At 38.4% G+C, this 13235-nt stretch carries 10 protein-coding genes; all 10 read left to right on the top strand.

The genetic code is table 11. The features are described 5' to 3' along the window. Positions 1 to 256 precede the first annotated feature (256 nt). The 10 genes from NI465_RS11335 to NI465_RS11290 all read left to right on the top strand — a co-directional run bounded on the left by NI465_RS11335 (position 257) and on the right by NI465_RS11290 (position 13076). Positions 257 to 940: a hypothetical protein gene (locus NI465_RS11335; protein WP_253145366.1), complete on the top strand. Its 684-nt coding sequence runs from the start codon at positions 257 to 259 to the stop codon at positions 938 to 940. A 14-nt stretch (positions 941 to 954) separates the two neighbouring features. Then, entirely contained in the window at positions 955 to 1464 is a 510-nt protein-coding gene (tssB, locus tag NI465_RS11330) for a type VI secretion system contractile sheath small subunit (protein ID WP_180087331.1), read from the top strand. Further along, positions 1451 to 2932, top strand: coding sequence for a type VI secretion system contractile sheath large subunit (gene tssC, locus NI465_RS11325; protein WP_180087332.1), 1482 nt, complete (start codon positions 1451 to 1453; stop codon positions 2930 to 2932). Before tssB ends, tssC begins: the two co-directional genes overlap by 14 nt. A 51-nt stretch (positions 2933 to 2983) precedes the next feature. Continuing rightward, positions 2984 to 3487, top strand: a complete 504-nt coding sequence (locus NI465_RS11320) for an Hcp family type VI secretion system effector (RefSeq protein ID WP_180087333.1) — start codon at positions 2984 to 2986, stop codon at positions 3485 to 3487. A 78-nt stretch (positions 3488 to 3565) separates the two neighbouring features. Beyond that, positions 3566 to 4057: a type VI secretion system baseplate subunit TssE gene (gene tssE, locus NI465_RS11315; protein ID WP_180087334.1), complete on the top strand. Its 492-nt coding sequence runs from the start codon at positions 3566 to 3568 to the stop codon at positions 4055 to 4057. Then, complete coding sequence (tssF, locus tag NI465_RS11310; RefSeq protein ID WP_180087335.1) at positions 4054 to 5862, top strand: type VI secretion system baseplate subunit TssF; 1809 nt, start codon at positions 4054 to 4056, stop codon at positions 5860 to 5862. The genes tssE and tssF overlap by 4 nt, the downstream gene beginning before the upstream one ends. Next, positions 5826 to 6821 (top strand): type VI secretion system baseplate subunit TssG, encoded by a 996-nt coding sequence (gene tssG / locus NI465_RS11305; protein WP_180087336.1) that lies wholly within the window; start codon positions 5826 to 5828, stop codon positions 6819 to 6821. The genes tssF and tssG overlap by 37 nt, the downstream gene beginning before the upstream one ends. Then, a complete protein-coding gene (locus NI465_RS11300; protein ID WP_180087337.1) occupies positions 6818 to 8257 on the top strand; it encodes a hypothetical protein in 1440 nt (479 codons plus the stop codon). Before tssG ends, NI465_RS11300 begins: the two co-directional genes overlap by 4 nt. Positions 8258 to 8291: 34 nt before the next feature. After that, complete coding sequence (gene tssM, locus NI465_RS11295; protein WP_180087338.1) at positions 8292 to 12125, top strand: type VI secretion system membrane subunit TssM; 3834 nt, start codon at positions 8292 to 8294, stop codon at positions 12123 to 12125. Positions 12126 to 12314: 189 nt separating this feature from the next. After that, a complete protein-coding gene (locus tag NI465_RS11290; protein WP_435575060.1) occupies positions 12315 to 13076 on the top strand; it encodes an OmpA family protein in 762 nt (253 codons plus the stop codon). Positions 13077 to 13235: the final 159 nt, after the last annotated feature.

The raw sequence follows: 13235 nt of genomic DNA, 5'->3' as shown, positions 1-13235 counted from the left end.
TCTATGAGCAATCAAGATATATTGGCTCAAGATTTTTGGCATATTCTACTCAAGTCTATCCAAATGTCTGCATTCATTGGTCGGAATCTTACCATTTAAAAAATTACATAAAATAATTTAACAAAAACGCATTTATGTATTGACTTCCTGTGATCATTTTTTGTTAAATCCGCAACTAGATTTTTGAATTATAAAAATAGAAAAATAAATTTTGATTATAAAAATACAAAACAATAACCAAAAATTGAGGCTTATTTTGAAAAATAATCTAGGTTTTATTGTATTGCTCATCTCAGGGATGGCGCAGCTATGTTTTGCTCAAACCCATGCAGCAGAATTAAAAAAATCATGTATCAAGAGCTATCCACAAGCAAAAAATGATACTGATTCAACTATCATTGATTTATACCAGCAGTTATGCGACAAGACAGCAAGAAAAAATATGCATCTGCAGCAGCAATTGTCTACCCAAATTGCCAAACGCTATGTTGAAGTCGGTGATCATCTGAAAGCGCTCAATTTAATCGAGCAATTACATCAGCAAAATTACATTCATCAGAATTTAACTGATCTGAAATTCCTGGCAGGGATCGGGATCTCTTCCCAAAGCCTAGAACAGATGCGTAGTACAGAAGTCCGTGCCTTAAATGACTTTACCTACCCACACGCCAAATCGCTGACTGAACATATTTATCTGGCACAGCCTGTAGCAAAATTTTCTGAATCTGCATCAACGACGGCGCGGAATTCAAAAGTAAAAAATACTAAAAATAAACCAAATAACCCAGTAAAACAAAGCCTAAGTCAAAACAAAAATAAAGTATCGAAAAGCAATCTAAAAAATAATACGGCTGCTATCAGTAATAAAAAAACAGAAAGTATCAGTACACGAACCCACACTCCTAGTACTAATCCATTTGGATCATTAAATAATAATTAATAAGGAAAATCATGATGGCTAAACGTGAAAGTGTACAAAAAAAATTACAGCGTATTCGACCACCACGGGTGCAATTGACCTACGATGTTGAGGTAGGTGATGGCCGTGAAGTCAAAGAGTTACCTTTTGTAGTGGGAGTTTTGGGAGATTTTTCAGCAGCGTCTGAACTTGAAAAAACCAAGCTCAAAGATAAAAAATTTATCAATGTAGACTTGGAAAATATTGATGAGGTGATGCAGTCTCTGGCGCCTCGTGCCAGTTTTCAGGTGGAAAATAGTTTGACTGAAGAGAGTGGTAAAATATCAGTAGATTTGGTTTTTAATGCAATGGATGATTTTCGGCCAGAACAGGTAGTCCAACAAGTCGAACCTTTGCGAAAACTGGTAGAAGCACGAGAACGTTTAACTGATTTACGCAATAAAATATCCAATAATGAACGTCTAGAAGATTTACTGGATGATATTTTAAAAAATACCGACCAAATCCGTAAAATGAGTATGGAGGCAGACAATGAATCACTCTAATGCTGCAACTACCACGAATGTTGCTATTGAAGAATACTCAATTCTGGACTCTATTGTTGAACGTAGTCGAATTGCGCGTAATGAAGAAGAACATGATCGGGCCAAAAGTTTGATTGGTGAGTTGGCCAAGGAAGTCATGGCCGGTACCGTTATAGTTTCAGACAATATGACCTTGGCTTTAGATAAACGCATTGCAGAAATTGATGCGCTTATTTCTACCCAGCTGAGCAAGATCATGCATCACGAGCAGTTTCAAAAAGTTGAGTCCACCTGGCGAGGGCTGTATTACTTTTGTCAGGAAACGCCATCACACTCTTTAATTAAAATTCGTATGTTGAATACGACCAAAAAAGAATTGATTAAAGATTTTCAAAGTGCCAGCGACTTTGATCAAAGTACTCTATTTAAAAAAATCTATGAAGAAGAATATGGTTCATTTGGCGGTGCGCCTTATGCGACCCTCATTGGTGACTTTGAGTTTGATCGCACACCTTCAGACCTGTATTTGCTCGAGCAGATTTCACATGTAGCATCAGCGGCACATGCACCGTTTCTCTCAGCTGCAAGTCCTTCCATGTTCGGATTGGAAACTTTTACTGATATTGATCGCCCACGCGATGTTTCTAAAATTTTTGAAACAGCTGAATATGTGCAATGGCGTTCATTCCGGGAAAGTGATGATGCTCGTTATCTGGCATTGACTATTCCACGAGTATTAGGCCGTTTACCTTATCATCCTAAAGATGGCAATACGACAGCAGGCTTTAACTATGTAGAAGAAGTTTCAGGTGAAAATCATAATGAATACCTGTGGATGAATGCTGCTTATGCTTTGGGGACGCGTTTAACCAATGCCTTTGATATGCATGGCTGGTGTGCTGCGATTCGTGGGGTTGAGGGTGGCGGTTTGGTCGAAGGTCTGCCAGTGCATACCTTTAAAACCAATGATGGAGAAATCATATTTAAGTGCCCGACTGAAATTGCGATTACGGACCGTCGTGAAAAAGAACTCAGTGATCTTGGCTTTATTCCATTAGTACATTGTAAAAATACCGATTATGCCGCGTTCTTCGGTGCCCAATCTACCCAAAAACCAAAGAAATATGATAACGATATTGCCAATGCCAATTCCGCATTATCCAGTCAGATACAGTACATTATGGCAGTCTCGCGAATCGCTCATTATTTAAAAGCAATGATGCGAGATAAGGTGGGAAGTTTTACATCTGCAGGAAATGTCGAAGCATTTCTAAACGACTGGCTGTCTCAATATGTACTTTTGGATGACGGTGCTTCACAGGAAGCCAAAGCACAGTATCCACTGCGTGAAGCTTCGATAAAAGTTGTAGAAAATCCGGATGAACCTGGACACTACAAATCTGTGGTCTTTTTGAGACCGCATTTTCAGTTAGACGAGTTGTCTGTATCTTTACGACTGGTCACTGAGTTACCGCAGTCGAGTCATTAAGACCGCTGCTAAAATTATAATAATATTTATAACAACAGGAAAATTATTAAAATGAAAGACATTTACATCCAGTTTCGCGGCAAATATAAAGTTGATGGTGAATCTCGTGATTCGGAACATAAAAGCTGGCTAGAAGCAAATTCTTGGTCGCACAACATTCGTCAGCCAAAATCTGCAACATCTTCTAGTGTAGGCGGTCATACTGCAGAACGGGTTGAACATTCCGACATGATTTTTATGAAAGATCTGGATGCAACCAGTCCAAAACTTTGGGAAGCATGTTCAGCAGGTTATACCTTCGATGAAGTACAAATCGATTTTTATCGCGCTAATGGTGACAAACGCGTTAAATACCTGCAAATTAAATTAAAACATGTACTGGTTTCTCAGGTTACTCCGATAGTAAATCAAGAAGGCGTTCCAACAGAAGCTTTTGGTTTGAAATATGCTGCAGTTGAGTGGACGTATAATCAACAAGATATTAACGGTACACAAAAGGGTGCCGTGACCAAGAAATGGTCACTATCAAATAATACTGCCTCTTATGCAGCGTAATTTGATCTTTTAGAGGCTGGTCCTGATCAGCCTCTCTCTTGATATTTATAAAAATAAATAAAATTAGACTATAACAATATGAATTTGGATCAGCTTTATCCTTACGGATTTAGAACAACATTATTTGACCGTCTCTTGTCTCAGGATACTCAAAGTTCTCAAGGCCTTTCTTTACAGGCGTTGAGAGAGTCGGTGGCTGCCGATCTCGAAGATTTATTAAATAGCCGTATGGCTAATCTGGATACGATGGTTAATGGTTATGATCAGGTCAAACGTTCAATTCTTCAATTTGGCATCATTGATTTTGTGGGGCTCTCAACAGCGAATCCAATGGACCGAGATAAAATCTGCCACTCGATTGAACAGTCTATTCACGCGCACGAACCTCGTTTAAAGCAGGTTAAAGCCGAGATGCTGATGGATGAGCATAACAGGGGAAGTCTGTGTCTAAGTATTCATGCATTCTTAAATATTTATCCCCTATATGAACCGGTAATTTTTGACGCATTCCTCAAGCCTACTACGCAACAATACGTAATTTTGTCTAAAACATCAGCAGGTGTGCTGTGATCGAAGAATTATTACCTTATTACGAAAAGCAATTACAGGAATTTGGGCAACAATCACGAGAGTTTGCCAATAAATACCCAAAAATTGCCCAACACCTTTCGTTGAATCAAGAGCAGATCGATGATCCGCATATCGAAAGATTGATTCAGGCATTTTCCCTGATTTCTGCCCGAATTGATAAAAAACTGCACGATAGTTATGAAGTATTTACACGTGCTATTTTTGAGGTGATGTTTCCACAGTACCTTAAACCTTTTCCAGCATGTTCAGTGGTCAGTTTTGACGATGCCAGTAAAATCCGACAGCTTAAAAGTAGCCAGCAGATTCCCAAGCAAACTGTATTAAAATCAAAAAGTATCCGTGGGGTACAGTGTGAATATCGTACGGCAAACCAGGTTAATTTATTACCAATCGCCTTAAAATCTGTTAATTTTAAAACGCATGCTTCGACTCATGTTCATTTAAATCGAAATGCAACCTTGAGCTTTGGTTTTGAAATTTTTAACCAGCAGCAGCGACTGTTGGAACAACAGAAATTACCTATTTATCTGGATGCAATTTCCAGTGTTCCATTGCAAATTCTGGATTGTATTTTTAAACCGGAGACGGGTTTTTCTGTAATAGCTCATAATCAAGAGATTGATTTTCAAAATCCTTTTGAACTGATGGGATTTACTGAAGCGGAAAGTGCGCTGCCAGTTGATCAACATACTCATCATGCCTATCGTTTATTAATCGAGTATTTTTGCTTTCCAGAAAAATTTAATTTTCTTAACCTCAATCTGAGTTTTTTAAAAGAATTAAATATAGAAACTACAGACTTTGAGCTACACATTCATTTTAAAATAAACCTGAATGATCAAGTCGTGGTCAGAGATTATTCAGAATTAAATAGCGCTAATTTCAAATTATTTGCGACACCAGTTATAAATTTATTCCCTAAGCAGGCTGAACCGCAGAAAATTGATCATTTTCGCCTAGAGTATCCATTAATGAGTGATGTCCATCATCCTGAGTATTTTCAGGTGTATGCGATCACCGAAATGAAGTTATTGAGAGAGAAAAGCGAGAACAGTCAAACGACCTATCCCGTATTACCTTTTTTTGCCATGAGTCATTATCATCAGGCCGATATACAATTTTATTATCACCTGTTGCCTGAGCAGAATAATAACAAGCATATAGGACTGAAATATTCGATTATTTCCAAATTTTTAGAACCACAGAAAATTTCATCAGACTTTATCAGTATGCAGTTGTTATGCAGCAATCGGGATTTGCCTTATGAAAGTTATCATAAAGATCAGAATAGCTTATCTCTCAATGACAATAGTTTAGCACGTAAAGCCGTGTTATTGAAAAGACCCAATTTACCTTATTGTTTTGATCAAAATCAGCAAGAACAGTGGCGAATTATCTCGCATTTATCATTGAATAATCTGTCTTTAATGAAAGCAAATGCAGTCAGTCACATTAAGGAATTACTCGAACTGTATAACTTGCCGCAATCCAAAGACAACCGGCTAATTATTAATTCAATTCAATCGATCCAGTTTTCTTTGACCCAGAAGTTGCGTGAGCATAAACCATTTCCACTTTTTGTACGGGGTGTCAAAGTTGAAATTCAGATCGATACAGAAGTCTTTAGAGGAGCCAGTCTGTATATCTTTGTGCAACTTTTAAATCACATTTTTAATTTGAAAGTTCAAATGAATAGCTATGTGGATATGCACGTCATTGATTCAAAGTCAAAACAGGAGTTATACCAATGCATACAGAATGTTGGTGGCAAAAGACTTCTGTAGTTGATCGGCTCTTTCAGCAGCCGACCAGCTTTGAATTTATTCAAGCCACGCGATTATTAAGACATGCACCTGAACGAAACAGACATCAAGAATGGAGTAAATCATTTCAATTTATTAGTTCACTCAATCTTAATTTTCCGACTTCTGAAATTGAATCATTGCAATGTGAAGATCATAAAGTGCAGATGACCAATTTAATCGTAGGGTTGACTGGCGTACAGGGCGTATTACCTTATATCTATACAAATAAAATTAAACAGAGTACCCGGGCACACAGAGAAGAAAGCTTACACTTTCTCGGACTATTTAATCATAAATTAACCGCCCAATATGTCGATGCCTGTTTGAACTATCATTTACCAATGCGTTATGAAGTTGAGCAGGAAAATCATTATCTGAATATGCTTCATGCTTTGAGTGGCTATAGCAGTCAACAACATGAACAGCAACCTATAGATGATTATTTTGCTGAGTTTTCAGGCTTGATGCAGGGGCAAAATAATACCCATTATGCTTTAAGCAGCATATTGTCCTGTATTTTTAAATATCAATTTGAGATTAATGAGTTTATTCCGGAAAGCTTTCAACTGAATGATCAGCAAAAAAGCAGTTTAGGAGCTTCGCAACCAATTTTATTGGGAATCAACAGCTTCTGTGGAGAAACCATTCAGCAAGTTGATGAAAAAATTGAAATTGTTATTGGTCCATTAAAACGTGAAGACTATCTAAAATTTTTATCTGAAGGAATACATAGCGCCAAATTGAAAGAGTTACTTCAAACCTGGTGTAGCCCGACCATGTTAGTGGATCTTCGGTTGATTCTAGACAGAGATGAATTATATCCAGCCCAACTCAGAGAAGTACATTCGATGGGGCTGGCCAGAGGAGCCTTATTAATGCCGAATCAGGCAATCCACCATGCGGAAACCTGCTATAGCCTGATAGGAAAAATGTCATGATTAAGCATATTATTCGGACTGTTATAGTTTTATTCATTATAAACAGTTCTCTTATCATTTATTACTGGCGAGATACTCAATACGATCCATCAAATATCGATTTCCTATTATATTTTGGAATTTTACCTTTGTTAATTTGCTTGTTGTTATTAACACCTTATTTTATTTATAAAGCTTTAAAATCCTATAAACAAAGACAGCAAGAACAAAAGGATAGGGCTCATAAATCTCTTCAAGCACAGCAGCAAGAATTAGAGAATAAAGAAGAATTGTATCAAGCGATTGAGAATTACAAACTTAATATTTTTTCAGCTGCCGCCTGGCACAGTTTTGGCAAAAATGCAGAGATCTTGCAGCACATGAAGCAGTTCAAAAGTCCTGAGCTGGACTCAGAACTGCTAAATCGTTTTAGTCTACCTATATTGACATATCGTATTCATGCTGTGGACCGCTTACTCGAAGAAAACGGGACTAGCGAAGAAATGCTTCCAACATTACAGGAACAACGAATTCAACAGTTGATTCAACAACAACTCGAACAGCATGAAGAAAGTCTGAGCTTAATTTCAGAACAGTTAAAACGTTCAGCACTATTTTATGATCACGAACTGGCTTATGAATATCGAATGCATCCGGGATGGATACAGGAGAACTACTGTGAAGATGAAGGAAATATTGCCTCTAATCTAATAGCAGTAAGCAGATTAAATAGGTTGAATCTGCATATTTTATTGGCGGATCATATGACTGGGGAGTGGAGTGATCTCTATCAAGAGCAGCTTATAGGTCAAATTCAACAAAAATATGCATTGCTGCCTGCCCAAATTCATATCAATTTTCACTTTCTGCCTGCTGATCATGCTTATTCAGCTTTGCTGGAGCTATTACAGGAAATTTCAGGTCAATCACATGAGATCAGCTTGATCATTATGGCGGATTCTGAAATTGATCAGGATTGTCTGGATCAGCAATTTTGGCAAAATGAAGAGTATATTGCTGCAGAATATACTGCCAGCTGGTGTTTATCCGCACATGACTTAGAGGTTGAGGGGATGATGCCTTCACGAATATTGACTCTCAGTAAGTACGTCACTGACCTATATGCGTACTTGGGTCAGAATCAGGTTGATCTGTCCTATCAGCTGGAACAGGCACATCCTTTTTTAGTTTTCTTAGATGAAGCCACTCAGTCTAAAACAATGAAAATAATACAAGAAAAATTTACTAATATTGATTTTGAGCCGGAGCATACCATTTATCCTCAAAGCTATTTGGGGCATACCCAACAATTGGCAGCAGTTTTTGCAGCGATGATGTCATCATATCTATACGACAATGTCATTACAATAAGCTATAGCACACAACAAGAATCAAGCTATTTATGTTTTAAAAATAAAGAAAGTGATCAACTGAATGAAATCTCATTAGTAGCCTAACTATTTATAAAAATTAAAGAAAAAAGAGATAAAAGTGAATACATTATTTTATACAGTCCTGGGGTATGTCTGGCAGTACATTAGCAACCCTAAAACAATGATGGCCTTATCCTTTTTAGTGGTCATTATTTCTATAAAAAATACGGTTTCTGATCGCATTTTCTGGATATTGCTGACCGTCTATGTCGCCATATTAATAGGCTGGGGGATTTATACACTTATCCGGTGTTATCTGCATACTAAAAAGGGTGAAGAAATCGAGACTGCCTTATCTCAAGGTTTTGCAGCTGAAAGCAAATACAATAATAAAGAAGAACTTCAGCAGATCAGTCAGCAAGTCAAACAATCTATTCAGCTGATTCGTAAGTCAAAATTAGGCGATCGTAAGGGTCACGCGGCACTGTATGAACTTCCTTGGTATATGGTCATCGGTAACCCGGCGGCTGGGAAAAGCTCGGCGATTTATGATTCCGGTTTGCGGTTTCCTTTTGAAGAAACTCATCAGAAAATGGTCTCTGCCGGACTTAGCGGAACTCGAAACTGTGACTGGTTTTTTTCAACTCAGGGTATTTTCCTGGATACAGCCGGACGCTATTCAGTCTATCCGGAGGACCATTCTGAATGGTTAGGCTTTTTAAATATTCTCAAGAAAAATCGTTCTAAAGTGCCAGTGAATGGTCTTATTGTGATCGTAAGTATCGCTGAGTTGGTCAACCAGAGTCCGGAGAAATCTCTACAACTGGCCAAGAACCTGCGTGCCCGTATCCAAGACCTGACTGAACGTCTAGAAGTTTTTGCGCCAGTCTATCTGGTATTCTCCAAGATGGACCTGATTGCCGGCTTCACGGATTTTTTTGATTGTTATCATGGACAAGAATTGGATCAGGTTTGGGGCGCAACGTTGGCTTATCAACCAGACTCGAGTGCAAATGCTGTTCAGCTATTTGAAAAGCATTATGGCATTTTATATGAGGGTCTGAAAAATGTAAGTATGACCCATTTAACCCGTCGGCATTCACAGCATATTTCACCCAGTGTAATGACCTTTCCACTGGAATTTAAGAGTCTCAAACCGGTATTAAGAACCTTTATTTCCACTTTATTTCAAGACAATCCTTATCAGTTTAAACCGGTTTTTCGTGGATTTTATTTTACCAGCGCCTTACAGGAAGGCTCCATTGAAAGTCCAATGACAGAACAGATTGCTGAGGACTTTCATCTGATCCGCAGCGATAATCATGATCTTGGCCTGTCTAAAGAGTCTGTATCACAGAATCATGGTTATTTTCTGAAAGGTTTATTTTCTGAAGTGATTCTTAAAGATAAAAATCTGGTGAAGCAGCATATTAATCCGGCACGAAAACGCCGACGCTTTATGGCTTTTACTGGTGCTTTACTTACTGTATCGATGGTGTTGAGTCTGTGGGTGTGGTCTTATCGAAATAATCAGCAATTAATGGAAGAAGTTCAGGCGGACCTGAATAAGGTCGTACAGATGCAGAAACAGTCAGGAACGGAGCTGGTCACACAAATCGATGCATTATTAATTTTGCAAGCTCATCTACAACAGTTAGATCAATTTGATCAGAAGCGCCCATTAAAATACAGTTTTGGTCTATATCAAGGACAACAGATCAGGGAGAAACTGCAAGCTGAATATTTGAAAGGAATTGAGCAATTAGTATTGCAGCCCAGCCAGCAAAATATTGCAGAATATCTACAACGGGTAAAAAGCAATGCAGCAGTTCTTAAAGAAAATCATATTCATGTGCAAATTAATCCGACTGCACAAGTTCAGCAACTCGCATTAGAACCATCTGACCAAAATCCGCAAGATGCTTATAATGCACTTAAAACATATCTGATGTTGAGTAACCGTAAATCTATAGATTCCAGTCATCTCAGCGATCAGTTGACACGTTTTTGGCGGACTTGGCTGGATCAGCATCGTGGTCAGCTGCCACGTGCTGAAATGCTGCAAAAGGCCGAGCAGTTACTTAGCTATGCCATGACACTGACAGATTCGAGTTCATTTCCCCAGCTGGATTCCGATACTGTTCTGGTTGAACAGACTCGCCAGGTTTTAACCGCGATGATGACCGGAGTGTCTGCACGAGATCGTGTATATAACAAAATTAAAATGCGGGCTTTGGTACGTTTTCCTGCATTAACGATCAAACAGATGGTCGGGGAGAATGCTCAGACAACCATGTTGGGAAGTTATGCCTTACCCGGTTTTTATAGCTATCAAGCCTGGAACGAATATGTACAACCTGCCATAGAAACCGCGGCGCAAAGCCCAACTGAAAGTAAAGATTGGGTACTTAATACATCACAGTCTGATGATTTGAGTTTTAGTGGCAGTCCTGAACAAATTCGACGCCAGCTGACTGAAATGTATAAAAAAGAATATATCAGCGAATGGCGTAAATTCTTGGGTGCCATTTATTATGCCAAGGCCGGTGACTTTAATCAGCAAACATATCAGATAGATATTCTTGGCGAACCAGAAAACTCACCGATTCGTAAAGTCATACAACGGGTAGCGCAAGAAACCAGCTGGGATAATCCAATGGTACAAGCTGAGTTGGCGGTTCCACAAAAAGGTTTTATTGCCTGGTTTAAACGCAAGATATTGCAACGTCATGATGGCAAGTTGGCACAGAATTCTGCATCGACTTTCTCTCAGGGGATGATTGCCAAAGACTTTCAGATCTTCTACCAGATTGTACGTACACGAGATGATTTGCAGAACCGGTCGCTGCTGGATGAGTATATGCAATCTCTGACCAAGATACGGAGTCGCTTTAATGATCTAAAAAGTTCTGGAGATATTGGTCCGGCGAGCATGATGCTCCTTAAGCAGACCGTTGATGAGCAGAATTCTATCTTTAATATCACTCAAAAGTTTGTGGATGAGAAAATGTCGGTAGGAACCCATGAGCTGGATCAACAGCTGATTAAAAAGTTGTTTAGTGTTCCTCTAACACGTTCCTTTGAAAGTCTGATGCTTCCGGCACAAGCTGAAATGAACGAACTCTGGCTAATACAGGCCTATCAACCATTTAATGCAAATTTATCGCAAAAATATCCGTTTAGCAGTCAAGGTAGCTTACAGGCAACCTCTCAAGAAATTAATCAGATTTTTGGTGAAAATGGCAGTATTTCCCGTTTTGTCAAAGAGCATCTTGATCCCTTAGTGATCCGTCGTGGCTATAGCTTAAGCTCGAAAACCTGGCAAGATTTAGGGCTTAATCTAAATCCTGTGTTTGTTGCAAACTTTCAAAATTATGTCGCGCCTGTGAATGGTATGGCAACTGGTGAGTTAAATAATACCAGTCGTCAGGCAGTGAGCCCCAATCAATCTAATTTCCAGTTTTACCCACTGGAACAGGCTCATTTATTGGCTTATACCATTGATATTGATGGACAAAGAATGCTATTTGAAAACGGAATTCAACAATGGGTGAATTTTATCTGGCCAAATTCCGGCGCAATTCCAGGCGCACGGATTACGGTGATTGATTTGGAAGGGAAGACCCATACCATTTTTGATGAGCCTGGGGAATATGGAATCAACCGTTTGATTGATAGTGCTCAGCGTACACAAAAAGGCAATATTTTTGAGATGGTCTGGCGCAGTAAAGAGAATCCTGAACTATTTGTGAAGACCAATTTTCGTTTGGTGAGTGGGAATAATGCAAGTTCTATCGGAAGTAATCCAAGTTATAGCAATTTGCAGTTGGTGGATCAGGTTGTTTCGAATAAAGTAGTGAGAGTTGTCGCAGCACAGAATACGATGATGTCAGGAAAAACAGCTCATACAACTAGGACGACTGCTGCAAACACAGGAACTTCAATGCCATGACCTTGATCAATCAATTATATTGTAAATGGATCACGTGGGTGAATTGATATGAATTAAAAACAACTAATTTTAATGTAGAAAATAACTCAAGGTTGGCGACACTAGAATAGTCTTTAACTGCAAATCAGATGAGCCTGACTCAAGGCATTAAATTGATTAAATAAACATTTATAGAAGCATAAAATGAAAATAAAAAATAAATACTTAAAGTTAAATAAAATCATCATTTTATCCTGTTTTTCAATTGGTTTTAATGTGCATGCACAACCTGTAATTGCTGAAGGTACTGTATCGAATAACAATAGCAAGCAAGCTATTTTGGCGAAATTGTATTCAACTTATGGTAAGGAAAATGTGGTGGATCGCATTCAGATCCGCCAAGTAGTGGCACCAACGAATTGGTCGAATATAGTCATTGATGTGATTAATGAAGACCTTAAAAAGGTTAAACAGGGAACCTTAACGGTTAAAGGTTCTGATATTCAGCTAACGGGTAAAGTATCAAATTCTTATGAAATTCAGGATACTACAGAGAAATTTAAGGGTTTAACACCCGAAAATTACCGCTTAAATGCACAGCTTTCAGTCAATCAGGCAGAACAGCAGATTATTGATGCTGCATTAAAGAACCGGACTATTGAATTTGAATCTGGCAGTGCAGTATTAGCAGCCTCAGGTATACAAATTCTGGATGAAATGGTCACTGCCTTAAATAAGGTTAGTGGAAAAAAGATACGTATTATTGGACATACGGATAGTTCAGGCGATCCTTATAAAAATCTTATGTTAAGTCAGCAACGTGCAGAAACAGTGAAAGCTTATTTAATCGCAAAAAATGTTCCAGCGCATTTACTGAGTACTAAAGGTTCAGGTTCAAGTAAGCCTATGGCGGAGAATACAACAGCTGAGGGTCGCAAGAAAAATCGTCGGATTGAATTTGAAGTGCTTTAACGCTGAAGTTGCTTGAGCAGCAGCTATAAAAGTATATGGTGAATGACTTATATGAGTATATCAATCATTGTTATTCACCAATTAAAATGTCTATGCGATAAACCATTTAAAATGTCCTGTTTTTAACCACAAGAGTCAAGCACAGGATTTAACTTTCTT

The organism is Acinetobacter lwoffii (assembly GCF_024129855.1).
GTDB classification, from domain to species: domain Bacteria; phylum Pseudomonadota; class Gammaproteobacteria; order Pseudomonadales; family Moraxellaceae; genus Acinetobacter; species Acinetobacter lwoffii_L.
This window is presented reverse-complemented; position numbering and strand designations above follow the sequence as displayed.